24 protein-coding genes and 1 riboswitch are annotated in these 24847 nt (G+C 44.6%); of the genes, 17 read left to right on the forward strand and 7 right to left on the reverse strand.

All coding sequences use genetic code 11. From position 1 onward, the window contains the following. Nucleotides 1-3: 3 nt before the first annotated feature. Nucleotides 4-663 carry a PilZ domain-containing protein gene (locus AB4133_RS13670; protein ID WP_372224759.1) on the reverse strand — a complete coding sequence of 220 codons (660 nt, stop codon included), beginning with the start codon at nucleotides 661-663 and terminating at the stop codon, nucleotides 4-6. 194 nt (nucleotides 664-857) lie between these two features. Between AB4133_RS13670 and AB4133_RS13675 the strand changes: the two genes are divergently transcribed. Next, the gene (locus AB4133_RS13675) at nucleotides 858-1208 is read left to right on the forward strand and encodes a HopJ type III effector protein (RefSeq protein WP_017061764.1); all 351 of its coding nucleotides are present in this window, start codon (nucleotides 858-860) and stop codon (nucleotides 1206-1208) included. 134 nt (nucleotides 1209-1342) lie between these two features. Here AB4133_RS13675 and AB4133_RS13680 read toward each other — a convergent pair whose 3' ends face one another. Further along, entirely contained in the window at nucleotides 1343-1651 is a 309-nt protein-coding gene (locus AB4133_RS13680) for a DUF1289 domain-containing protein (RefSeq protein ID WP_080582242.1), read from the reverse strand. A gap of 160 nt (nucleotides 1652-1811) precedes the next feature. Between AB4133_RS13680 and yegD the strand changes: the two genes are divergently transcribed. The 4 genes from yegD to AB4133_RS13700 all read left to right on the forward strand — a co-directional run bounded on the left by yegD (nucleotide 1812) and on the right by AB4133_RS13700 (nucleotide 6436). Continuing rightward, complete coding sequence (yegD, locus tag AB4133_RS13685) at nucleotides 1812-3164, forward strand: molecular chaperone (protein WP_017064846.1); 1353 nt, start codon at nucleotides 1812-1814, stop codon at nucleotides 3162-3164. A 491-nt stretch (nucleotides 3165-3655) separates the two neighbouring features. Continuing rightward, complete coding sequence (locus AB4133_RS13690) at nucleotides 3656-4732, forward strand: porin (protein ID WP_372224761.1); 1077 nt, start codon at nucleotides 3656-3658, stop codon at nucleotides 4730-4732. Between the two features lie 288 nt (nucleotides 4733-5020). Continuing rightward, nucleotides 5021-5653 carry a fumarylacetoacetate hydrolase family protein gene (locus AB4133_RS13695; RefSeq protein WP_372224763.1) on the forward strand — a complete coding sequence of 211 codons (633 nt, stop codon included), beginning with the start codon at nucleotides 5021-5023 and terminating at the stop codon, nucleotides 5651-5653. 150 nt (nucleotides 5654-5803) lie between these two features. Further along, a complete protein-coding gene (locus AB4133_RS13700) occupies nucleotides 5804-6436 on the forward strand; it encodes a LysE family translocator (RefSeq protein WP_017064843.1) in 633 nt (210 codons plus the stop codon). 107 nt (nucleotides 6437-6543) lie between these two features. On the opposite strand, the gene AB4133_RS13705 is transcribed toward AB4133_RS13700, so the two are convergent. Beyond that, nucleotides 6544-8250: a phospho-sugar mutase gene (locus AB4133_RS13705; RefSeq protein WP_372224764.1), complete on the reverse strand. Its 1707-nt coding sequence runs from the start codon at nucleotides 8248-8250 to the stop codon at nucleotides 6544-6546. A 454-nt stretch (nucleotides 8251-8704) separates the two neighbouring features. Between AB4133_RS13705 and coxB the strand changes: the two genes are divergently transcribed. Genes coxB through AB4133_RS13725 form a run of 4 tightly spaced genes read left to right on the forward strand, consistent with a single transcriptional unit; the run spans nucleotide 8705 to nucleotide 13129 of the window. Beyond that, nucleotides 8705-9907 carry a cytochrome c oxidase subunit II gene (gene coxB, locus AB4133_RS13710; protein WP_017061757.1) on the forward strand — a complete coding sequence of 401 codons (1203 nt, stop codon included), beginning with the start codon at nucleotides 8705-8707 and terminating at the stop codon, nucleotides 9905-9907. After that, on the forward strand, nucleotides 9904-11565 hold the full coding sequence (ctaD, locus tag AB4133_RS13715) for a cytochrome c oxidase subunit I (protein ID WP_017061756.1): 1662 nt from the start codon (nucleotides 9904-9906) through the stop codon (nucleotides 11563-11565). Before coxB ends, ctaD begins: the two co-directional genes overlap by 4 nt. Before the next feature lie 11 nt (nucleotides 11566-11576). Beyond that, the gene (locus tag AB4133_RS13720) at nucleotides 11577-12206 is read left to right on the forward strand and encodes a cytochrome c oxidase assembly protein (RefSeq protein ID WP_017064839.1); all 630 of its coding nucleotides are present in this window, start codon (nucleotides 11577-11579) and stop codon (nucleotides 12204-12206) included. A gap of 38 nt (nucleotides 12207-12244) precedes the next feature. Continuing rightward, complete coding sequence (locus AB4133_RS13725; RefSeq protein WP_009845661.1) at nucleotides 12245-13129, forward strand: cytochrome c oxidase subunit 3; 885 nt, start codon at nucleotides 12245-12247, stop codon at nucleotides 13127-13129. A 19-nt stretch (nucleotides 13130-13148) separates the two neighbouring features. Here AB4133_RS13725 and AB4133_RS13730 read toward each other — a convergent pair whose 3' ends face one another. Beyond that, entirely contained in the window at nucleotides 13149-13379 is a 231-nt protein-coding gene (locus AB4133_RS13730) for a DUF2909 family protein (protein WP_017066085.1), read from the reverse strand. Between AB4133_RS13730 and AB4133_RS13735 the strand changes: the two genes are divergently transcribed. From AB4133_RS13735 to cyoE, 4 genes are read left to right on the forward strand one after another with little or no spacing between them, the layout of a single operon-like run. Further along, on the forward strand, nucleotides 13267-14214 hold the full coding sequence (locus AB4133_RS13735) for an SURF1 family protein (RefSeq protein ID WP_083190249.1): 948 nt from the start codon (nucleotides 13267-13269) through the stop codon (nucleotides 14212-14214). The two genes, AB4133_RS13730 and AB4133_RS13735, sit on opposite strands and share 113 nt — an antisense overlap. Continuing rightward, nucleotides 14207-14815, forward strand: a complete 609-nt coding sequence (locus AB4133_RS13740) for a hypothetical protein (protein ID WP_017061753.1) — start codon at nucleotides 14207-14209, stop codon at nucleotides 14813-14815. The genes AB4133_RS13735 and AB4133_RS13740 overlap by 8 nt, the downstream gene beginning before the upstream one ends. Nucleotides 14816-14875: 60 nt before the next feature. After that, nucleotides 14876-15931 (forward strand): heme A synthase, encoded by a 1056-nt coding sequence (locus tag AB4133_RS13745; RefSeq protein ID WP_136973807.1) that lies wholly within the window; start codon nucleotides 14876-14878, stop codon nucleotides 15929-15931. After that, entirely contained in the window at nucleotides 15921-16895 is a 975-nt protein-coding gene (gene cyoE / locus AB4133_RS13750; RefSeq protein ID WP_108122073.1) for a heme o synthase, read from the forward strand. Before AB4133_RS13745 ends, cyoE begins: the two co-directional genes overlap by 11 nt. Nucleotides 16896-17006: 111 nt before the next feature. Here cyoE and gbpA read toward each other — a convergent pair whose 3' ends face one another. Continuing rightward, the gene (gbpA, locus tag AB4133_RS13755) at nucleotides 17007-18473 is read right to left on the reverse strand and encodes an N-acetylglucosamine-binding protein GbpA (RefSeq protein WP_372224767.1); all 1467 of its coding nucleotides are present in this window, start codon (nucleotides 18471-18473) and stop codon (nucleotides 17007-17009) included. 72 nt (nucleotides 18474-18545) lie between these two features. Then, nucleotides 18546-18635: riboswitch (cyclic di-GMP riboswitch) on the reverse strand. Nucleotides 18636-18958: 323 nt separating this feature from the next. On the opposite strand from gbpA, the gene AB4133_RS13760 reads away from it, so the two are divergent. From AB4133_RS13760 to aroG, 4 genes are all read left to right on the forward strand, one after another. Beyond that, nucleotides 18959-19312 carry a hypothetical protein gene (locus tag AB4133_RS13760; RefSeq protein ID WP_017068634.1) on the forward strand — a complete coding sequence of 118 codons (354 nt, stop codon included), beginning with the start codon at nucleotides 18959-18961 and terminating at the stop codon, nucleotides 19310-19312. 100 nt (nucleotides 19313-19412) lie between these two features. Next, nucleotides 19413-20084: a DUF3313 domain-containing protein gene (locus AB4133_RS13765; protein ID WP_372224770.1), complete on the forward strand. Its 672-nt coding sequence runs from the start codon at nucleotides 19413-19415 to the stop codon at nucleotides 20082-20084. Between the two features lie 13 nt (nucleotides 20085-20097). Continuing rightward, nucleotides 20098-20313 (forward strand): DUF3820 family protein, encoded by a 216-nt coding sequence (locus tag AB4133_RS13770; RefSeq protein WP_004730103.1) that lies wholly within the window; start codon nucleotides 20098-20100, stop codon nucleotides 20311-20313. 313 nt (nucleotides 20314-20626) lie between these two features. Further along, complete coding sequence (gene aroG / locus AB4133_RS13775) at nucleotides 20627-21679, forward strand: 3-deoxy-7-phosphoheptulonate synthase AroG (protein WP_017061746.1); 1053 nt, start codon at nucleotides 20627-20629, stop codon at nucleotides 21677-21679. A 110-nt stretch (nucleotides 21680-21789) separates the two neighbouring features. Here the strand turns inward: aroG and AB4133_RS13780 are convergent, their stop codons facing one another. Beyond that, on the reverse strand, nucleotides 21790-23214 hold the full coding sequence (locus AB4133_RS13780; protein WP_372224772.1) for a phosphomannomutase CpsG: 1425 nt from the start codon (nucleotides 23212-23214) through the stop codon (nucleotides 21790-21792). A gap of 15 nt (nucleotides 23215-23229) precedes the next feature. Continuing rightward, entirely contained in the window at nucleotides 23230-24765 is a 1536-nt protein-coding gene (locus AB4133_RS13785) for a mannose-1-phosphate guanylyltransferase/mannose-6-phosphate isomerase (RefSeq protein ID WP_372224774.1), read from the reverse strand. Nucleotides 24766-24847 lie beyond the last annotated feature (82 nt).

Genomic DNA, 24847 nt, shown 5'->3' on the forward strand with positions numbered 1-24847 from the left:
CCTTTATATCGAGCCAGCGACAAAGGCTTGTTCCAATAGCAGCGTTTTCAACTCATCACTCATATCTAGGTTTTCAGGGAATTGGATACCTAGCAGCCAGCCTTGTCTTTGCCTTTTCTTACTTACCACCTTGTAGACAAGATCGTCATCTAAGTACTCATTTAAGTCAGAATTGACTTTTATCTTCCAGCCGACATCAATATCTGATTGCTGGGTAAGATAGATACCGCACCCTGACGCTGAAAAGTCGACTAGTGTGGCATCCAGCGACAAGGTATCAAAAGTGACTTCACAGCTGAGACGTACTTTATACCTTTCGTGTTCACGAATAGGCTTGCTTGCAAAGTTTGAGGGTGGGCGAAGGAAGATTAGATGTGCTGGAGAGGTGATATGAGCCAGTACATTGGTTTTGAACGCGACAATGTGCCCAAGTTCGGTGTCGGTAATCGCACGAACAATAATATCAACGTTTGTGAGCTTTCTCAGCGTCAGTGCTTCTGTCGCTTTTTGCGTAAGCTCTAGGATGAGGTACTGATCTTCTTTGTGTCCGATATAAAGTGTACTGATCTGGATTGAGTCGTCTGGGCCAAATTCCAATACACCTGCTGTTTTTGTACCTGGCTTTAGGTATCTGAACAGTTCTAAGTTTTTATCTTTATGCATATTCGTTACTGAACAATGTTAATCGTTTGATAAAATAATATAACGCCCTGATAAAACTATGTCATTAGTTTCATTGAAGTAATTAGCAGCGTACAACAAAAAAGTGAATCGCTATCTCAAGTAAACAACGGCTTACTCTTGTCGTAAAACAAGATACACTGCTGACAGATATATACTTGATGGAGAAATAGTAAATGGAACTGGAAACCTTATTGAATACTCTGGCTGAAACCCCAGAGGCCGTGCAATTTGAAGATACAATGCAAGTGATCGAAGCTCACTATGATTTTTCTGAGCGCGAATTTCGCAATGGTGAGGTAGTGAACGCTGCAGGGCAGAATAATGGTTCGTGTAAGATTTTTGCTTTTGGTTTAGAGCAAGGCCTATCAGCAGAGCAAACACTTGCTTGTTTTGGTCAATTTTATCGTAACGACGTGCTAGGTTTTCCTGAGAACAGCGACCATCAAAATATTCGTAACTTTATGGTTCATGGCTGGAATGGTATCCAGTTTTCTCAGCCTGCGCTGGTTGCAAAAGTGAAGTAGACACTAACCAGGTAACGATTAGGTCGAAATTTAATCTCAGTATTTTGAAGCGAGAAAACAACCTCTCGCTTTTTTTGTCTATGTTGAACTGGCTAGTAACTTGCTATCCAGTAACTTACTAAATGGGCTCTAAACTACTGAACGGGCAGGGCAGACAAGCACTTACGACACATACAAACTCCAGCCTTTGGAATATCGCTAGTATCTCGTTTTTCTAACTCAAAACACCAACACGTCTCTTTGCCCGCACTGATATCGCATTGAGCTGGCTCATTACACTGTGGACATTGGTGAGTCGAACTCGCGCCACTAAGATTATCCATAACCGACGTTTGCTCTTCTTCAGATAAGCCTTTCCAACCTATAATTTCATCCATTGTTCGAAAGCAGCCACTACACATTCCGCCATTATTTTTACAAGCCGCTCGGCAAGGTGTTTTCATTTCTCTAACCTGTGATTCATTTGGGCTGAAATGTAGCATATTTGTTTCTTCTTGAAGAGCCGTTAAGCTAAGAAATTACTCAGTTAAATTTAGAAATGACCTCGTAATTTTTAGGCTTTTCATGTAGCATCTCGCCCCTTTTGTTGAGTGGGGGGATATTATGTTTATTGGATTTGATTATGGAACAGCGAACTGTTCTGTCGCGGCGATGGTTAATGGAGAGCCAAGCCTGTTACCGCTAGAAGGTAACAACCACTATATTCCCTCAACCGTGTTTGCGCCTACTCGTGAGAGTGTTTCTGAACATCTATTCCGCCACTTGAATATCAAGCCGAGTGATGCGATCGGTGAGCAAGTACTACGACGTGCGATTGCGCTGAACAGAGAAGAGAGTATCGACTTAGTGCCAGAAGACATGGCATTTGGTCAGGCTGCGTTGGACTTATATTTAGAAGACCCTCGCGATGTTTATTATGTTAAGTCCCCTAAATCTTTCCTTGGCGCGAGTGGACTGCATGATGTGCAGGTGAGCTTTTTCGAAGATTTAGTGTGCGCCATGATGGCAAATATCAAGAATCAAGCCGAACTCACGACTCAAGAGCAGATCAAGCAAGCTGTTATCGGCCGACCAATTAACTTCCACGGTCGAGGTGGTGAAGAGGCGAACAGACAAGCTGAAGACATACTGTCTCGCGCAGCTAAGCGTGCCGGTTTCCTTGATATCGCTTTTCAATTTGAGCCCGTAGCCGCAGGCCTTGATTACGAAAGCACATTAACTGAAAACCAAACAGTATTGGTTGTTGATATTGGCGGTGGTACCACCGATTGCTCATTATTAGAAATGGGACCAACGTGGTCTGGTAAAGCGGATCGTACCCAGAGCTTGTTGGCACACAGTGGGCAAAGGGTAGGGGGGAATGACCTCGATATCTATCTTGCATTCAAACAACTGATGTCACCTTTTGGTATGGGCAGCAAAGGCATTTCGGGTATTGATATGCCACTGACTCAATTCTGGAACCCAATTGCGATTAATAATGTTGAAGCTCAAAAGAACTTCTATTCAAGAGAAAACCTAGCGGCATTAAAATTACTTCGTAAAGAAGCGTCAGAGCCTCAAAAGCTAGAACGTTTGATGAAGGTTTATCACGACACTTTGGGTTACGGTATTGTGCGTAGAGCGGAAGAGGCCAAGATTGCGCTGGCAGAATCCCCTCAATATCGTGCTGCGATTAATGTTGCCTCTGAACTGGTCGAGGTAGATATCTCAGTCGAACAGATGGTTGAAGCGATTGAAACACCAAAGTCTAAGATGATTGAGTTGGTTAAAGAAGCGATTCAACAAGGCCAGAAAAAGCCAGACGTAATCTACATGACGGGTGGTTCCGCTCGTTCACCGATACTTCGTGAAGCCGTACAACAAGCTGTGCCGAATGTACCGATTGTGAGTGGTAATTACTTCGGTTCAGTAACTGCAGGTTTAGCTCGTTGGGCTGAGGTTTGCTTCAAATAAGAGTTCAATGATGAGTTATGAAGGGCAACCAGTCGCTGATTGGTTGCCCTTTTTTTGTTTTTCTCTAATGAACTTTCTATTGAACGATTTTTCCTAGCTCATATTGGGATTTGTTTCACAAAGCTAAATATTTCAGCTGAGCTCTACGTGTTACAAAATGTTTCAAAGGCAAAGGCGAGCCTCTCGATGGTCTGATGAGTTACCTTGGGTTTAGATTTTTAATGCTTTTTTAGTGATTATAAAATCAAAAATAATCAAAGTATTTATCTCAAAGAATGAAAGGAGATCCCAGCAATTGTCTTGTTAATCAACTGTTTTAAAGGGTATTTTTGTTTTTTATAGTGCGATTTTTTTTATTTTATATATTTTAATGCAACTTTCTTGTCATTCGTATATTAGGGTTTGGCTACTTGTTAAATGCAGGTAACAACTTCTCCGTAAGCACGAGGTTGTTAGTGAATAACTCACCCAGTTACATAATGGATATGACAATGAATAAGAAACTTTTAGCGCTAGCAATTTCTGGTGCAGTATTTGGTACACAGGCAGTTGCAGTAGAACTTTACAACGAAGACGGCACAACATTCTCTGTTGGCGGCCACGTTTCAGTTGCAGTTGGTGATGTAAACAGCGATGACCGCCTTAACAGCGACGACATCGGTGTAGAAACTGTTTCTCCACGTATCAACTTCGGTGCAACTCATGAACTTGGTAACGGCTTTACTGCTGATGCTAAAGGTGAATGGGCGCTAAACATGCTAGACGGTGGTGATCAGTCATTCACAACTCGTCTTGGTTACGTTGGCCTTTCTCACGATGATTACGGTCGTGCAGCAGTAGGTACTCAATGGGCACCTTACTACAACGTTGCTGGTGTTGCTGATATGCCAATCGCATTCGCGAATGACTTCATCTACGAAGATCACGGTAATCTAGGTACTGGTCGTGCTGAAGAGATGGTGAGCTACGCTAACGCTGTGGATTTCGGTAACGCTGGCTCTCTAGCAATTGGCGTTGCATGGCAAGGTCGTAAGGTTTCTGACGAAGAATACAACGAAGTTGCTTCAGAGAATAAGTACGGTAACCGCGGTCAAATCGCTCTGAACTACGATATCGCTAACTTCTCTGTGAACTACGCTTACAATACTGGTCACGTTACTTTCGGTACTGGTGCTAATGTTGGTACTGATTCAAAGACTGCTGATTCTAATGTACTAAGTGCAACTTACGGTTCATACGGTTCTGAAGGTCTTTACGTTGCAGCTGTATACGCAGCGAACAACTACATGAATAATGGTAAGTTTGGCGTTATTTCAGAGTCTACAGGTTACGAATTTTTAGCATCTTACGCACTAGCTAACAGCCTTAACCTAAGCGTTAACTACGAAGCTGTAGAAGATGACAAGATGAGCGAAACAGTATTTGCTACAACTGCTCTACAAGCTGAATACAACTTCACATCTCAGTTCGTAGGCTTCGCTGGTTACCAATTCGACCTACAAGGTTCTGGTGAGTACAAAGAGAAAGCTGACGACCAATGGCTACTTGGTGCTCGTTACTACCTATAAGTCGCAGACTGATTTAGCATAGTGTTTACTCCTTAGGTTTACCTTTTAGGATACTGTCCTAGACACCATGCTAAGCCCTCTCAAACCTTTTGGTTAGAGAGGGCTTTTTTCGTTTTGGGCTTTTGTCTTGAATGGTGATTTCGCACTATTGCGACCTTCGTATAAACGCTTTCAAATCATCGAATTGAGCTCAAGATCAGAATTTAGAGATCGGTAATCATCTTGTCGAAGACTCTCATTTTATGATGCGCTAAACTCTGCTCTCTAAAAATAGTTCAGGGATAAACTATGAGCAGCGTTGTCGATCAGGAACAGCTGATGAAGTCGAAACGAACAGCAACCCCAACAAAAGTACTGTGTGTTGGGCGTAACTATGTCGATCACATTGAAGAACTTAACAATGCGATTCCTGACTCTATGGTGGTGTTTAATAAACCAAGCACCAGCGTGACTTCCTCTCTTTCTTCGTTTCATCAAGAAGCACTGCACTATGAAGCTGAAATCTGCTTTATCGTTGAAAATGGCCAATACTCAGCCGTGGGCTTAGGGTTAGACCTCACCAAGCGTGAGTTGCAAAGTAGCTTAAAAGCGAAAGGCTTACCTTGGGAACGCGCCAAAGCTTTTGATGGCTCAGCCGTATTTAGTCACTTTGTTCCAATTGATAACTTAGACCTTGCAGACTTAAACCTAGAGTTGTTTATTAACTGTGTTCGTGTTCAGAAAGGACATGTTGAGCAGATGCTTTACTCTCCAAAAACTATCCTAGAAGAGCTGTCTTCTTATACCACCTTACTAGACGGCGATGTTGTGATGACAGGTACGCCAAAAGGTGTTGGGGCCGTACATCGAGGCGATATCTTCCTTGGTCGCCTAAAGTGTGGCGATACGACATTGATTGAGATCGAATGGGTAGCAAGTTAATTAGTCTTTTCTATTTAGTTAATAAATTGGCTTTGTCGCTTAATGTTGGTTTTTAATTCGATTAAATAAACGTCGAACAACTGATTGCATCTGGAAGGGTGTTAGTAATTGATATAAAATCCGCCTCCGTTTTTATCAATGCTGACCCTCATGATCGACTTAACCATTTTACCTGTCTACCTGACTGCCGTTGTTGCACTTCTTCTTTTACCTGGCCCTGATATGTTACTGATTGCGAGTTCAAGCATGAGCTATGGCCGTAAGGTCGGCGTGTTTGCAAGCCTAGGTAATGCGACTTCTGGAATCATTCTGACAGTATTAGCGGCCATGGGTGTATCAGCGTTGATCGCAATGAGCCCAATAGCGCTTAAAGCTCTCCATTTGTTAGGCGGCGCGTACTTGTTGAAGATGGGTTGGGATTGCCTGCGAACAGAGCAGGGTAATGCGCCGGAGTTAAACGATAATTTTGCTGCAAAAGCCTATTATCAACGAGCGCTGATCAGCAACCTGCTTAACCCTAAAGCCTTGGTTTTCTTTGTGATGTTTCTGCCTCAGTTTGTGTCGACGAATATTGAAGCGACTTCCGGTCAGCAGATGCTTGTTCTGGGTTTATTACTGAATGTTCTCGGCTTAACGTTTAACTTTTTGCTGGTGGCGTTAGTGGGTACGATTGGTAAATCTCTCGTAGAAAACGCGAAGTTTCGTACCTATCAACAGAAAGTCATGGGCGGAGTTTTCATCGTGTTAGCTATCTGGATGTTGTCTTCTTTCTTTACTTCGTAGACGAATCAAATCAGACATCTTCTCGTGGTTAGCCGCTGAGACAAAAATGGACGCTACGAGCGTCCATTTTTTATATTTAACCGTTACATGTTGAACGCGCTAAATCGCTATGAATTCAACTCTTGTTGGTGTTGTTCAATCAGTTTCTCCATGTACTTCTCACCGCGCAGGCGAGTGTCTTCGTAGGTTTCTGTCCCTTCAAATTTTGTCACCGTCTCATAGTAGACCTTAACTTTTGGCTCAGTACCGGAAGGTCTTGCGATAATGCGTGAACCATCTTCGAGATGATAGATGAGTACGTCACTTGCAGGCAGGTTAATGGCTTCAGTATTGCCTCCAATGACGAAGCGTAAAGAAGACTGCAAATCTTCAATTACAGAGATAGCGACACCGTTGATTGCTTTAGGCTGTGCCGAGCGGAGCTTAGAACCAATCGATGGTGAATCTGGGTCAAGCGCGATACTGCGTTGTGCGTTGGTGTGTACACCATGTTCCAACGATATCTGAGCAAGAAGATCCCAGACCGTTCGACCTTGAGATTTGAGCTCTTCAACCAGTTGAGCGAAAACAACGATGGCAGACAGCCCATCTTTGTCTCGTACTTGAGTACCAATTGTGTAGCCTAATGCTTCTTCATAGGCGAACAAGAAGTCGTTCTGATCATTTTCCAATTGCATGCCAATATTCGCTAACCATTTAAAACCTGTCAGCGTTTGGAAATAAGTCGCCCCGTGGGATTGAGCTACTTTTTCAAGCAATGTTGAAGATACGATACTGTTACCAACTAATTGGTTTTTGGTATGCGGCTTTGAGAGTAGATAATGAGCGAATAGCACGCCGACTTGGTCACCTGTTAGCATTTTGTATGAGCCATCATCTGTTCTCACTGCAACCGCAAATCGGTCTGCATCTGGATCGTTGGCACAAGCAATGTCGGCATCGACACTTTTTGCTAAGTTAACCACCAGATCCATCGCGCCTTTTTCTTCCGGATTCGGGAAGTTGACGGTCGGGAAGTTACCATCGGGCTCTCTTTGCTCGGCGACGCTGAACACCTTATGGAAACCAGAATCGTGAAGTAGATCCTCAGCCATTTGTGCGCCGACACCATGCATTGCGGTATAGGTGATGGTGGTGTTCGCCGATTCGATCTCGTCACTCACGTATGGGCTCTGATTTATCGCAGCGCGGTAGGTTTGATAATAGCCTTCAGTTAACCACACCAACTTTCCTTGCGATTCAGCGTCACTTAGGCTCATTAAAGGGAGCGGCTTGGTCGATGCGATATCGATTTCAGCGGCAATACCCGCATCGTGAGGAGGAATGATTTGAGCGCCATTCTCCCAGTACACTTTGAAACCATTGTATTCCGGTGGGTTGTGGCTGGCCGTCACCACAACGGCAGCTGCGGCGTTGAAGTGCTCAATACCAAAGGCAACGATAGGGGTCGCCGCGACGTTCGAGGTTAGATAAACCTTAATGCCTAAAGCCGTGAGTACGGAAGCGGTATCAATCGCGAACTGCTTTGAATCTAAACGGCCGTCATAACCGACGACCACACCGCGAATGGTCGCATTAGCGACATGTTCGATTAAGTAGTGGCCGAGCCCGGTTGCTGTTTCCTGTATGACTAAACGGTTCATTCGATTTGGGCCGCATCCAACTTTGCCTCTAAGTCCTGCCGTTCCGAACTCTAATCGTTGAGTAAAGCGGTCTTCAAGTTCGTCGTGCATTCCCTCATCGATGAGGTGTTGAAGTTCTTCACGAGTTCTTGGATCTGGGTCTCTCGCTAACCAATTCATTGCATCTTGCATAATCACTAAACCTATTAATGTCTGTATGACTTACCGTTGATTTAATTTAAGTGATATTGATTCTCATTTCCATGGAGGCAATCGTAAAACTCGATATAAAATAAATTCCAACGGCAAGAGGGCACGTAGATTAAGCCACTTCAAATAATTGACTGTTTAGTAAGTAAACTTACCTTGAATAATTGGATATCACTAACTAGCCTTTTACATAAATATAACAAAATTTAACAAATTCGCCGTTTTTGAATCTTTCATGGAAACCTCCAACGCTTTTGAACCGTATTAGTTCTTGGGTTTATATGAGGTCAGTAGCCTGCTCACAGGCTAGTTCCATGTGAGTTGTAGATTGAGATTCAGCCTTTTCATGTGTAGCCGGAATAACAATGAATGTTGTCCAGTTCGCAACGACATTTAGGTCGCAAGTATCCAATTAGGAAGGACAAGGAGAGATCTTTTGAAAAGATTACTGGTTAGGCTAGCGTGGCTTTTGAAGAGTTTTGTTGTGCTTTTAGTATCGCCTTTAGTGCACGCTAGCAGTGATTACAACATGACTCAAGGCGTCACTGAGATCAGTGGTAAGGTGTATGAACTTCATATGCTGATCTTCTACATCTGTTGTGCGATTGCCTTTGTTGTTTTTGGTGTGATGTTTTATTCGATTTTGAGGCACAGGAAATCGAAGGGCGCAGTTGCTGCCCATTTTCACGAAAGCACGAAAGTCGAAATTCTTTGGACCATCATCCCTATCATCATTCTCATCGCTATGGCGATACCCGCCACCAAAACCTTAATAGCGATGGAAGATACCTCCCAATCAGATCTGACCGTTAAAATCACCGGGTCACAATGGAAATGGCATTACAGCTATTTTGGTGAAGACGTCGAATTTTTCAGCCTTCTAGCGACCAGTGACAAAGAGATTGAAGGCCTCGAAGTGAAAGGCGCGCATTACCTGCTAGAAGTTGATAAGCCGCTGGTACTGCCTGTTGACCGTAAAGTCCGTTTCTTGATGACTTCCGATGATGTGATTCACTCATGGTGGGTGCCAGCATTCGCCGTTAAGAAAGATACCATTCCGGGCTTTATTAATGAGGCTTGGACTAAGATAGATGAGCCTGGTGTTTACCGAGGGCAGTGTGCAGAGTTGTGTGGTCGTGCCCATGGTTTCATGCCGATCGTGGTGCATGCCATGGAAGAAGATGAGTTTGACGCATGGCTAGCGGAGCAGAAAGAGTTAGCGATAGCCGAACAACAAGCCGCAAAAGATGCATTAGATGCGTCACTTTCCTTGGCGGAGTTGAATACCATCGGTGAAGAGGTTTACAAAACTCGATGTGCGGTTTGTCACCAAGCAAACGGTGAGGGCATTCCTGGAGCATTCCCTGCCATCAAAGGAAGTCCTATTGCCCTTGGTGATGTGGATGTTCATATCGACACAATTGTTTATGGTCGTGGCGGTACGGCGATGCAAGCATTCGATAATCAGTTAACCGAGAAAGAGATCGCAGCGGTAGTAACTTATCAACGAAACGCTTGGGGTAATGATACCGGCGATATTGTTCAGGCCTCAGATATCAACGCTTATAAGGCGAAGCAAGAAGGCAGTTCTGAAAGCTCAACGGATGATGCACAAAATGATGCTAAGGATCAGTTATGAGTTCACCAATCAATAAGCCGGTGAAATCGGCTCCAGCAGAAGATCAAGTACTGAGCCATTCTGCGGAAGGCACCTTGGGCAATAATGATTTGCCTGTTGATGATCACGATTCACATGCGGCACCTAAAGGCTGGGCTCGTTGGCTGTATTCAACCAATCATAAAGACATTGGTACACTTTATTTGTGGTTCAGCTTTGCAATGTTCTTAACGGGCGGCGCAATGGCGATGGTGATCCGTGCGGAGCTGTTCCAACCGGGTTTGCAACTCGTTGAGCCAGATTTCTTCAATCAGATGACTACAGTCCATGGTTTAATAATGGTATTCGGTGCCGTAATGCCTGCATTTACGGGTTTGGCTAACTGGATGATTCCGATGATGATCGGTGCACCAGATATGGCGCTGCCGAGAATGAACAACCTCAGTTTCTGGATCTTGCCTTTTGCGTTTCTAATCTTAATCGGATCTTTGTTTACAGAGGGTGGCGGCCCGAGCTTTGGTTGGACCTTCTACGCGCCACTCTCGACAACTTATGGCCCAGACAGTACCGCGCTATTTGTATTCTCAGTTCATATTATGGGGATCAGTTCGATCATGGGGGCGATTAACGTCATCGTAACCATAGTGAACATGCGCGCTCCGGGTATGACTTGGTTCAAGCTACCGATGTTCGTATGGACATGGTTAATTACCGCTTTCTTGCTGATAGCCGTGATGCCCGTTCTCGCGGGGGCTGTGACTATGGTACTGACTGACAAGTATTTTGGGACTAGCTTCTTTGATGCCGCTGGTGGTGGGGACCCGGTGATGTTCCAGCACATATTCTGGTTCTTTGGGCACCCCGAAGTGTACATCATGATCTTGCCATCTTTTGGTATTGTCTCAGCCATCATCCCTGCATTCAGTGGTAAGCGCCTGTTTGGTTATCACTCGATGGTTTATGCGACCTGTAGTATCGCACTGTTGTCATTCTTGGTTTGGGCACACCACATGTTCACCACGGGTATGCCAGTATTTGCCGAACTGTTCTTCATGTATTGCACCATGTTGATAGCGGTGCCGACCGGTGTGAAAGTCTTCAACTGGGTAGCGACCATGTGGCGGGGTGCTTTGACCTTTGAAACACCAATGCTGTTTGCGATTGCCTTCATTGTTTTGTTTACGATTGGCGGGTTATCTGGATTGATGCTCGCTATCGTGCCAGCTGATTTCCAATACCACGATACTTATTTTGTTGTGGCTCACTTCCATTATGTTCTGGTAACCGGTGCCGTGTTCTCGATTATGGCTGCTGCCTATTATTGGCTGCCTAAGTGGACCGGACATATGTACGACCACAAGCTCAGCCTGTGGCATTTCTGGACGTCGGTGATTTCAGTTAATGTACTGTTTTTCCCGATGCACTTTTTAGGGTTAGCGGGTATGCCGCGTCGTATTCCTGATTATGCGATTCAGTTTGCTGACGTTAACCAAGTCGTGTCGATTGGTGGTTTTGCGTTTGGGTTGTCTCAGCTAATTTTCTTATGGCTAGCGATTAAGTGCGTAAGAGGGGGAGAGCCTGCGCCAAGTAAGCCTTGGGATAGAGCTGAAGGTCTTGAATGGACAGTACCAAGCCCAGCGCCTCACCACACCTTTACCCATCCGCCGAAAGTGGATTAGAGGGCAGAACCATGAGTGATAAGCAAAGCGATCCCAATCAAGATAAAAAACAACCTAAGCGCCTGTCTAATAAGCGATCGACCAAAAAGCTGACGGGCTACTTGGTGTTGAGCGTGGTTGCGATGTTTTGCTTCGGTTTCGCTTTGGTGCCGCTCTACGATGTCATGTGTGAGGCCTTAGGCATCAATGGCAAAACTAATACTGTTTCAGCGGTGCAACCTCAGGGAATGCAGCCAGACTACTCTCGTACGGTTCGAGTCGAATTCATGTCCCACATCAAGCCAGATATGCCATGGCAGTTTTCGCCTGAAGTTCGAGTGTTAGAGGTTCATCCTGGTGAGGTGGTTCAAACTAACTACATTGCCAAAAACCTTTCTGGAGCCTCATTGGTTGGCCAAGCCGTACCGTCGGTTTCTCCAGGTATGGGGGCAACCTACTTCAATAAGATGGAATGCTTTTGCTTTAATCAGCAGCCATTGGACGGGCACAAGAGCGCAGAAATGGGTTTGATATTTTACATTGAGCCAGATATTCCAGAATCGATACATACGCTGACGCTCTCTTACACATTATTCAATATCACGAATGAGGTGGGTGCTGCGGCCAATAAATCTGAGCCTAACGTACTCGCAAGTAACTAGGAATTTACAGAACCAGTATCAACATAAGGAGTTGAGCGATGAGTTCTAAAAAGGAAGTGTATTTCGTTCCACATCAAAGTCACTGGCCATTGGTGGGTGCTGTAGCACTGTTTTTGGTCGCGGTTGGCGCTGGCTTGACGGTGCAAAACATGGGTACCGACGCCGCAGGTGGTGTGTTTGGCAAAGCGGTGTTGTTAGTCGGGTTTGCTGTGCTGCTTTACATGCTCGCAGGTTGGTTTAGCAATGTGATCACAGAATCATTGAGTGGTCTCTATTCTGAGCAGATTTCTCGTTCTTTTAGACAAGGAATGAGTTGGTTCATCTTTTCCGAAATCATGTTCTTTGGCGCTTTCTTTGGCGCGCTTTTCTATGCTCGAATGATTTCTGTGCCTTGGATTGGTGGTGCGGGCAATAATGAAATGACCCATGAAGTATTGTGGCCGATGTTCCAATCAATTTGGCCACTAACGACGACCCCTGATGGCGTAACGACACAAGCCATGCCTTGGCAAGGTATCCCGCTTAAGAACACCATTATCCTGCTGCTTTCCTCTGTGACGCTGCACATGGCACATATCAGTCTTGAACAAAATAAGCGTATGGCTTTGATCGTGTGGTTGGAGATAACCATTGTTCTGGCTGGCTTCTTCCTGTTCTTCCAAGTTGAAGAGTATCTTCACGCTTATCAAGAGATGGGGCTGACACTTCAGTCTGGCATCTACGGTAATACCTTCTTTTTGCTGACTGGGTTTCATGGCTTACATGTCTGTTTAGGGACGATCTTTTTGATTGTGTTGCTGGCAAGGGTTGCGAAAGACCACTTCACTCCGAAAGACCACTTTGCGTTCCAAGCGGGCAGTTGGTATTGGCACTTTGTTGATGTGGTTTGGTTGGGCCTGTTTGTGTTTGTTTATGTACTTTAACGATTGAGCCTATAGGGGATTAATAGGGGCGAGGGTTGGGAGTTATCACTCCTGATCCCAGAGCAAGTAATAAAAGTAGCACGACAACGGCTGACCACATGACACGACGCCCCAAGAAGTAACTGAGTCTTTTTCCATTGTGTTTGCCCGAGGCGATTTGGATTAGGCCTTTCATCAAATTGAAAGCGATAAAAAACAGCAAAGCGACCAAGACGACTTTAAATAACAGAACAAAGGTAGATGACGCCATAGTGATAACTCCAAACCGATTGATTGATGATGAACACAAGTTCCGCAGTAAAGGTTTTTGGATAGCGGTTGTTTTAACTGTGGTTTCAGTCGGCGCTTTAATCAAGTTAGGTTTGTGGCAACTCGATCGTGGTAACGAGAAATTACGTTATGAACAGCAATTAGCTGAGAGAGCACATCTCTCGTCACAACCTTTAGGTGTCGTTATTTCTGAGTTGCGAGAGCTGGATTTATCTGGTCAAGAGTCATTAAATCCTCAAACCCTAAACGGGTTAAAGGCTGATGTTGAATTAGTCAATACGAGCGGCTTGATGCTCTTGTTAGACAACCAGATAAGCCAAGGAACGGTAGGGTATGTGATTTACATGTTGGGTGAGGTTCGCTTTGAAGATGGAAACCAGTCCTTAGTGGCTGAAAAACAGTTGTTGATCGATCTTGGGTTTGTTCCGGCAAGTAATGACAGAAGAGAACTACCGCAATTAGGAAGTATCACTGTACCAACCAAAATGTCAGGGCGCTTGTATACACGCTCAATTAATCCTTTAAGTCATGAGTTGGGTTTAGAAAATACGACACCGAATAGAATCCAAAACCTAAACATAGCAGCGTTATCACAGTATACAGGACAAGAAGTGCTGCCCTTTGTCTTCCAACCTCAGAGTTTAGATTCATGGCCCTATGAAATGTTATGGCGTCCAACGGCGATGAGGTCTGAGAAGCATTTTGGTTACTCATTTCAATGGTTTGTTATGGCTGCGGTACTTTTGTTTTTGATGTTGTTGATTGGCTATCGGTACCTAAAAGCAACACCTATCACGAGGAATAAGGATGGATAAATCTCAAGCACAAGTGAACAGGGAAATTACCGAGGCAAACATGGCTGAGCTCAGAAGCCGTCGTACTAAAGGACGCTTGGTATTAATCGGACTCGTTTTAATTTTCGCTTTGCCAGCCATTATCGCCAAAACTGTGTTGGATCAGAATTGGTATACGTCAGGTGTCACTAACTCAGGCGAATTGGTAGAACCAAGAATTACACTAGCGGATTTTGGCGTAACGGTACCCATGGCAGGAGAGGGTTGGGTTGTGGGGTATATCGCACCGATGGAGTGCGAAAGCTTGTGTGAACAACAGCTTCATTATTTGAATCAAAGCTACTTAGCGTTAGGGAAAAACAAAGAGCGAGTGACCGCCGTTGTTTTCGTCTCAGAAGGTAACTCGTTGTCGGGTTCGCTCAACAAGCCTGATTTATCTTTGTTAGCTGGTGGTGATCAGTTAAGCACCGAGTTTTCGCCGGCTTCCATTGTCATTATTGACCCGCTAGGACAGTTGGTTATGGAGTACAAAAGCGTGTCGGAACCGTCGCAGTTAGTCGGGCAATCCAAAGGTATGATTCATGATTTAAGAAAGCTACTTAAGCTGTCACGAGTTGGGTAGTTGATGGCGCAAATGCTTGAGCTTAAGCAGCGAAAGGGAATAAGTATAGGGAGATAAGTGATGCAGAATAAAGCCCCTGATTTACTGATGCTTGTGATGAGATTAACTATCTTGTTAACCCTTACCGTGATTGTTCTCGGAGCTTATACACGCCTGTCTGATGCTGGCCTTGGCTGTCCTGACTGGCCGGGTTGTTACGGTAAGATCACCGTTCCGTCTGATGCCCAAGCGGTGAGTCAAGCCAATCTGCAATTTCCAGAGCGAGCTCTTGAAGCAGACAAAGCGTGGATAGAGATGATCCATCGCTACTTTGCAGGAACATTAGGGTTGCTTATCTTTGTCGTTGTAGCTTGGTGTATTAAAAAGAACATCACACCAGTTGGTCTTCCATTACTTATCTCTGCCACTGTGATTTTTCAGGCTTTGCTTGGAATGTGGACGGTGACTCTTAAGTTGATGCCCGTTGTGGTTATGGCGCATTTGATGGGGGGTTTCACGTTGCTGTCACTGTTGTGTCTGCTCTACTGCCGTTTGTCTCAATTCCAAAGCCGTTTTGGCGAGGCTTCTTATTCTCCAACACTTAAATTTTGGGCGTTGTTTGGGTTACTCATTGTGGTTGGGCAGATACTGCTTGGTGGTTGGACATCGTCAAACTATGCCGCTTTGGTGTGTACCCAATTGCCTATTTGTGAAGGTAACTGGATGAGCTACCTCGATTTCAAAAATGCGTTCGATTTTGCTCAACACGGACACGATAACTATGAGTTTGGTGTGTTGGAGTATCCCGCGAGGCTTACCATACATGTCATGCACAGGTTCGGGGCTATTGTGGCGACATTAACGGTGCTGATGGTCGTGTACCAGTTATGGAAGTTTGGCCAAGTGCCTCACCAAAAGCTGAGCATGATTGTCGCAATAGTGTTGTTTACTCAAATCAGCCTTGGGATCAGTAATGTATGGTTTCACTTGCCAATTTCAGTCGCGGTTTTGCATAACCTAGTCGCAGCGATGTTGCTCATCAGCATGGTTGTAACCAATTTTGTGGTGTGGCAACGCAAACCGAGTGAAAGCTTGGTGAAGAATAGTGTATTACAAGGAGGTAATCATGGTCAGTAGAACGTCAACACAGTATGAAGTGGTGGCTCAAGACGCAGCCTTAACTCATAAGATAGCAGCCAACAATGACACAGCTTTAAGTAACGAAATAGCTGCAAAAAACAAAGCTACTTGGAAGGTCTATTTAACGCTGACTAAACCCAAGGTAGTGGCTTTGATGTTACTAACGGCCTTAGTGGGTATGTGTTTGGCCGTGCCCAACGGATTACCTTTACAGCAAACTCTGTTTGGAATGATCGGAATAGGATTAATGGCAGGCTCGGCAGCGGCATTTAACCATTTGATCGACAAAAAGATCGATGGGCAAATGACTCGCACAAACCGACGACCTTTGCCGTCAGGAGAGCTCAGCAGTTCACGTGTGTTCAGCTTTGCCGCGGGTATCGGCTTACTTGGGTTTGCCACGTTAATGGTGTGGGTCAATCAACTCACCGCTTGGTTAACCTTTGCAAGCTTGTTGGGTTACGCGGTGATTTATACCATGTACTTAAAACGAGCGACGCCACAAAACATTGTGATCGCAGGGATTGCAGGCGCAATGCCACCTCTACTGGGCTGGACGGCGGTTACCAATGAACTGCACTCAAATGCTTGGTTGTTGGTGATGATCATCTTTATTTGGACGCCTCCGCACTTCTGGGCGTTGGCAATTCATCGTCGTGATGAGTATGCCAAAGTGAATATCCCCATGCTGCCTGTGACCCATGGTATTGCTTACACCAAAACATCTATTTTGCTCTATACCTTGTTGCTTAGCATCGTATGTATATTGCCTGTGTTGGTTGGCATGAGCAGTTGGATATATCTGAGCGCTTCATTGGTGCTCAACGGCGGGTTTGTTTATCACGCTTGGATACTTAAATATCGTGATGAGCCTAATATGGCGATGAAGACCTTTAAGTTCTCCATCTATCATCTCATGATCTTGTTTGTTGCTCTGTTGGCAGACCACTATCTACTTTGATAACTGATGCTTCAGCTGTTACAGAATAAGAAAACGGATGCTTTGGGCATCCGTTTTTGTTTGGTTGATGACTAAAACTCACCCAATACAAAGTAAGTATCTAGCGAGTACTTAGTCCACTTTGTTCCAAGCACTTTGCCAGTGTGAACCGACACCTGGTTCGTACTGAGTTGCTGTTGGAGCCCATTGAACACAGTAGCCAGAGTATGGGAACTCTTTACACTGATAAACGCCACCATCGCTGCTTAGAACCTTTGTTCCTGCAGTGTAAGATTCAATGCTTTCTGGGAACACGAAGTCGTAGTCGCCTGCTGGTGGCGGTGTTTGCTCGTCCATTAGGTGGAAATCAAGCGTGTTCTGATCCACTAAGTTACCTTGGTCATCTTTCGTCACAACCACAAGCATGTGGTGGCCAGCTTCAGACTTAGAAAGAGTCAGTTGAACATCTTCAACTTGTCCGTCTGTTAGATCCGATTTCTGAGATGCAAGTGCTTCACGGTGATGGTTGTACACGGTAAGCTCAGCTTGGATATCGCCTGTTGCCGCTAACGTAAGATCAAGCTGAGTAGGTTGGCTCTCATCGATAATGTACTCTGATTCTAAGCCCGAGACTTCAAGATCATGCTCGGGTTCTGGAGTATCAATCTTGTAGCCGATTTCGACACTGTTAAAGCCAGAGCCTGCTTTTAGATAAACAGGATTCGTGCCGTAAACGGGTGCGAAATCGCCTTGGTCATTCAATTGACCTGCTTTGATTTGCGTCTGCTCTTGATTGATTTTAGAAGAAAGAGCGTAAGACCAGTTATTGGCTTTGCCTTGCTCAGTACTTTCAATCACAAGCTCAGTGCTGTATGAAGCGTTCTCACCGGATTGGTCGAATACGCGAGTATAAACAGCATCACCAACATTCAGGTCTTGTGTTGGGTTGATTTGACCGCCTTGATCCCAATCCGGGATGATAGGGCCGTCGCCATCAAACTTCACATCGATAACGTTGTAGAAAGCCATTGCAGTATCACCCACATTCCATACCGCAAGGATCACTTGATAACCTTCGCGTTCTGGCACATTACACAAGTGGCTGACTTGCATCGGTGGTTGTTCCATATTGCCTTCAACAACACAGAATGGCGTTAAGTCAAAAGAGCTGCGAGCCAACGGCTGGTTTGGATTCCAGTCGGGTTGAGTAATGTAATATTTCCAATCGCGAGTCTTGTGGTTAGCTGTGAATGTCCACTCGAAGTATTGAGAACCAGACTTGATAGGGCGTTTAACCCAGCGGTCTGCCTTTTGTTCGTCTAGTGCTGCTGCTAAAGAAGATTGCGCACTGGCGATTTTCCCATCAGCAGGGCCAACTTCTGGGAAGCCTTCAGGGCCTTCTACACTTTGTGGTTCGTATTGGATACCACCACAGTTGGTGTTTTTCTCTTGCGTATCACTCGCAGGGAACTTACATAGGGCAACACGGCTCTCAGCTACGCCATTGTTGTATGCCGAGACATAACCGTGACCGAAGCTTGCACCGCTTACGCTAAGAAGCGATAGCGCGATGAGTGATTTTTTTTGGAGTTGTTTCATTATTTGTCCTTACTGTATTTGGCCGACAAAAAAGAGAACACCCCGGCATGCATTTACACTTAAATTCTATTAAGTGGCGGCCCCGCTATCATAGACAGAATATTTGTAGACAGACCGGTGGCTTTGCGTCCTATTCTTTCAAATAGTTTGCCAGAAGTGCGTTTGAGCAATCGAAATGTAGCCAACCAGTTTTATAAATGCGAATCAATCGATTGAAATGTGGAATGCCAATCTCGAACTTTTAATTCTTGATGCAAATTAACTTGCTATATGTTTAGTTCGTTAACGTATAAATTATTGATATAAATAAAGAAAGCATTTGATCTAATCGTTTTAGTGAATGACTTTGGGTTGTTTCGCTTCGCTCTGTACAACAATTGTGCACATATCAAAACCAAACCTTTGGTTTCCACTAACCGACCCCTGACACGCCATGTATGAAAAACCGGACAATTGATTGGTATGAGTTATATAAAGGAGCCGGTATGGAATTCACAGAACTAGACAGAGACGCGTTGTATCAAACGTGGATGTCACAAAAATCGAGAATGCGAATTACGCAGATGGAGTTTTCAAAAAAGCTAGGCATGAACCAGCTTGATTTCTCAAGAGTGCTAAGAGGGGAGACGCCATTAACCATGTCTTTCATTAGTCATTTTTGTCGTTTACTTCATTTGGAACCAAGGAATGTATTCCCCTCGCTAAAAGAGGTCAATGAATCGGGGCCTAAAGTGGTCTACCTGAAAAGTAGAATGAGTGTTGATGGTGAGATCCAAAATGCTTATATTGAAGGAAATCAGGTAATTGTAGAGTACGCACACACTGTTCAACATGATTAATTTTAGAGTTAGCTCTGATTTTTAACCCCCTTTTTCTACAACCTTTTCACATAGGGTATGTCATACTTAATTAGATTCCTTAATTTTGACTAAGTGCGTTATGAACCCTTTAAAAGTCCTTTTGCTTGTTGCAACCAGCATTTTCTTGCTTGGTTGTGCAGGCGGCCCAATTAGAACCGCTACTAAATTTACCAGCTACGAAGATTTTCAGGCTGGGCCTGACGGAGGCGTCGACTTGGTTTGGGCAAGGGTTGGGCTACGTGACGCGCAGCGTTTGAAATCCAAGTTAGATGACTACGATTCTGTAGTGATCGACCAAATTTTTGTTTTAACAGAAGAAGGTTCGTTGGATCAGGAAGAGATTCAGGAACTCACTGAGCACATGGTTGCGCGCTTGGAAGATAAAATATCGCCTCATAAAACGATTGTCGATGAACCGACAGGAAAAACGCTCCGCTTGAGTATCGCTCTGAGTAACGTTGAAACGCCCAATCCGCTCTTAGCTGTAACGAGCAGCGTTCTGCCGTTTGGCCTTGCGATGTCAACCATATCTAAGGTCACGACTGGTGAGCACACCAATGTTGGGAGTGCGAGTGTAGAGTTATTGGTCAGTGATGCTCAAGAGGGCACACCACTGTTTGCAGCCATCGACCGTGAAGCGGGTAACAAAGATTTTTCAACCATGATTGATTCGCTGGATGATGCCAAAGACGCGATCAACTATTGGGTTGAACGTTTAGGTGATACTCTACACAACATAGATGACGCATAGTAAAGACCGAATAATGCTAGAGAAAGAGAACCTGATTAAGTTGGCTCGAATGCAGATGCCATTTGGAAAGTACGCGGGTCGTACACTGATTGACTTACCTGAAGAATATTTGCTGTGGTTTGATAAAAAGGGATTCCCGTCTGGCGAACTCGGCGATTTATTGAAACTGTGCCTTGCTCTGAAAATTGAAGGGCTTGATAGTGTCGTCAAGCCATTGAAAAGAATGTAATTAAATAAAATCTCACGCTGATCACGTGAGCTTTTTTGTTTTTGAGTTCGACACAATTTTACATGCATGATGTAGCTTGAAGAATGGCTCTTCTTACCTTGCTATAAAATACGCAATCGATAGCGTGTAAATAATGGTATACAGGGTGTTTTAAATATAAAACACAAAAAAAATTGCGTTTATTTTTAATTAGTGATTGAAACTAGAGTTTTTACTAGTTAAGTTACAGGGAACAAGAAGATTAGTGCTGATAGAAAGTGACGTGAGACAGCGTACATTCAGCTCAAGGATAGAAAAAAGGAAGAAGTAAGCAATGTTCCAGACTGATGATGTAAGAATTAACAAAGTAAAAGAGTTATTACCCCCTGTTGCTGTTTTAGAAAAGTTTCCAGCGACAGAAGTTGCTTCTTCTACAACCTTTGAAAGCCGCAAAGCGATCCACAATATTTTAGAAGAGAGCGATGATCGCTTGCTTGTTATTGTCGGCCCATGTTCTATTCATGACACAGAAGCTGCTCTTGAGTACGGTAAACGTTTGAAAGTGTTGCGCGACGAACTTGGTGATAACCTTGAAATCGTAATGCGTGTTTACTTTGAAAAACCACGTACAACTGTTGGTTGGAAAGGTCTAATAAATGACCCGTACATGAACGATACGTTCAAGCTAAATGATGGCCTTCGTCTAGGACGTAAGCTACTGCTGGACCTAACTGACATGGGCATGCCAACGGCAAGCGAATTCCTAGACATGATCACGCCTCAATACGTTGCTGACCTAATCAGCTGGGGTGCAATCGGCGCACGTACTACAGAATCTCAAGTTCACCGCGAACTGGCTTCTGGCCTATCTTGCCCAGTTGGATTTAAGAATGGTACTGATGGCAACATCAAGATTGCAACAGATGCTATTCGCTCTGCTAGCGCTTCTCACCACTTCTTATCAGTAACTAAGTACGGTCACTCAGCTATCGTTGAAACAGCAGGTAACCCTGATTGTCATATCATCCTACGTGGTGGCAAAGAGCCAAATTACAGCGCAGAACACGTTGGTAAGATTAAAGAAGAGCTAGCAGCTTCTGGTCTTCCACAAAAAGTGATGATCGATTTCAGCCACGCAAACAGCTCTAAGCAGTTTAAGCGTCAAATGAACGTATCTGATGACGTAAGCGCACAAATTTCTGGTGGCGACAAAGCTATCTTTGGTGTGATGATTGAATCTCATCTTGTTGAAGGTCGCCAAGACCTGGTTGAGGGCAAAGCTGCAACGTACGGCCAATCTGTTACTGATGCGTGTATTGGTTGGGAAGACACTGAAACAGTACTTCGCCAGCTGGCAGACGCTGTTGAAGCTCGTCGTAACAAATAGACTAATTACAGTCAGCGATTAAGCTACTGAAAATTCAAAGCCCTTAGTTAGCAACAGCTAATAAGGGCTTTTTTGTGGATCTTAGTTGAAAACTGGAAGTGTCTGTATTCTTAAATGAGAAAAGACAGTAACTCGTCGACTTTAAGTGACAGTAAAGCTTTATCTTGTTTGGTTTCAACGTTAAGGCGTATTAATGGCTCGGTATTGGACTTTCTTAAGTTGAAGCGCCATGTGCCCATATTCATGCTGAGCCCGTCTGTGTGATCGATCTCAACGGCGTTATCTTGATAGTGCGACAACACATAAGCCATGACTTGTTCTGGGTCTGAAACCCTACGATTGATCTCTCCTGAAGAGGGAAATCTATCCATACTCGAATTGGTCAATTGGTGAAGAGATTGTTGAGTTTTCGACATCAGTTCGATAACAAGCAGCCAAGGAATCATTCCTGAATCGCAATACCCAAAATCACGGAAATAATGGTGCGCACTCATTTCACCACCGTACACAGCGTTTAATTCTCGCATCTTCTCTTTGATGAGCGCATGCCCAGCTTTGACTGCAATAGCCTTCCCACCAAGCTTATTGGCGACTTCAATCGTGTTCCATGTCATACGCATATCGTGCAACACTGTGGCGTTAGGCTCTTTTAACAAAAATGCTTCAGCGAGCAACCCGACAATATAGTAACCCTCAATATAATTGCCTTTTTCATCAAAGAAAAAGCATCGGTCGAAGTCTCCATCCCAAGCAATTCCAAGGTTGGCAGAATGCTCTAAAACGGCATCTCGAGTGGCTGCTTGGTTCTCTCTAATCAAAGGGTTTGGAATACCATTTGGGAAGTTTCCATCAGGGTTATGATGAACTTTGATGAAGGTGATAGGGACACCGAGTTCGTTAAATTTATTATCTAAAGCATCAATGATATGTCCTGCAACACCGTTCCCAGCATTAACCACAATCTTCATCGGTGACAGCTTTGATGGGGTTATGTACGAGAGTAGGTGCTCGACGTACGGAGCAAGAATACTGTTCGATCTACTAGAGTTACTTGGTTGTGCATGAACGAACGGTAAATTGCAGTTCAGCTCTTGATTAAGTTCTTCAATGCGTCGTTTGATTTCATCTAAACCACTGTTTTTACTGATAGGGCTAGCGTCTACACCGACCATTTTCATGCCGTTGTAATTGATTGGGTTGTGGCTGGCTGTGATTTGTATTCCGCCAATCGCTTTTAGGTAACGAGTCGCAAAGTAGACCTCTTCAGTGCCAGTCATACCTAGATCAATGACGGTAATCCCTGACTCGATTAAGCCTTTGGTCATGGCTTCTTGTAATGACAGGGAGGTTTTGCGGTTATCACGACCAATCACTACCTGCGCCAAACCATCGAGTGAGGTTTCAGGCTTAGCGGATAGGACGTATTCGCCAAATGCCTTACCGAGCAGGTAGGCGAGTGGCTCATTGATTTGTTTACCAATGACGCCGCGGATATCGTTGTTCTTAAAGCAGTTTAGGTCTAATGTTGGTTTCATCGATTTGTCGCTGCTTTATTTCGTTTGGTTGTGCTTTGATGAGTGGACTTGTTGCTTGCGCACGTCTCGCCCATAACTGTCTTGATATCGAATGATGTCGCCTTCACTTAAATGACTGCCTGTTTGTACTTCAATCATCTCGAGTGGGAGATCCCCTGGGTTCTCTAGGCTGTGAATATGACCTAAAGGGATGTAAGTGGATTGATCTTCTTCAACCAGATAGGTTTTCTCATTGTTGGTCACTTTCGCAGTACCCGCCACGACTACCCAATGTTCCGCTCTATGGTGGTGCATTTGTAACGACAACTTGTGACCGGGTTTAACGGTGATACGTTTAACTTTGTCGCGCTTGCCTAGGTCGATAACATCGTATTTACCCCAAGGTCTAAACACCTCACGATGATGCACATGTTCTGTGCGACCCGCTTGATTTAGTTGACTGACAATCGATTTAACACCCTGAACCCTGTCTTTATTTGCAACCAATATAGCGTCTTTGGTTTCGACAATAATCAGGTTGTCGACACCTACCGTCGCAACCAGCTTATTTTCAGCATGGATGTAGTTGTGTTGAGAGTCGACGGTTAACACATCACCTTCAATGACGTTATTGTGCTGATCTTTTTCGCTTACATCCCAGATCGCGGACCATGAGCCAATATCGTTCCAGCCGACATCCATCGGGATCACCGCGGCGCGCGAGGTCTTTTCCATCACGGCGTAATCGATTGAATCACTTGGACTGCTTTTGAATGCTTCAGCGTCTATACGGATAAAGTCGAGGTCGGTATTTTGCGTTGCAAGAGCGAGTTTACAAGCCGCTACTATCTCAGGGTGGTGTTCGGCGAGTTCTTTAACATAGCGTGATGCCTTAAACATGAACATGCCACTGTTCCATAAGTATTGTTCTGAGCGGATGTACTCTTCTGCTGTTGCTGTGTCTGGCTTTTCTACAAAGCATTCTATGGCGAAGGCGTGACTGATTGGCTGCTCTGTTCCATTAGTATCAGTTTGAGCACTGGAGGAAAGAGGCTCTCCCTGCTTGATATAGCCATAGCCAGTCTCTGGGGAGCTAGGTGTTATACCGAATGTCACCAGCTTGCCTTGTTTTGCATAATCAACACCACGACTAATCGCTTGTTGGAATTCAGAGGTTTTCGCGATGTGATGATCAGCAGCCAGCACTAACAAGATAGGGTCGGATGCGCTTTGTTCATTAAGCGGTGGTTTACTTAAAGCCTTTAGGGCGGCAAGCGCAATGGCTGGGGCTGTATTTCTACCGACTGGCTCTAGCAGAATACCACTATGTTGAATGTTAGCTGATCGAGCTTGTTCAGCGGCAATAAAGCGATGCTCTTCATTACAGATAATGAATGGGGCATCGCATTTACTATCCATCAAGTGCTCTTCAAGGCCTTGCAGGCGTTGAAGTGTGTGCTGAAGCATTGACTGGTCGCCGGCAATATTGAGAAATTGCTTAGGGTAAAGCTCGCGAGACAGTGGCCAGAGACGACTTCCGGAGCCGCCGGCTAGAATGACAGGTAAAATCATAGCGTGGTAATTAGGTGCATTAGAATACTGCCATCATATTACCACGCTTCACGCTTATTACTTATCGATAACCAAGAAGGAT

The sequence above is a fragment of the Vibrio sp. 10N.286.52.F8 genome, from assembly GCF_041468745.1.
GTDB classification, from domain to species: Bacteria; Pseudomonadota; Gammaproteobacteria; order Enterobacterales; family Vibrionaceae; genus Vibrio; species Vibrio crassostreae_C.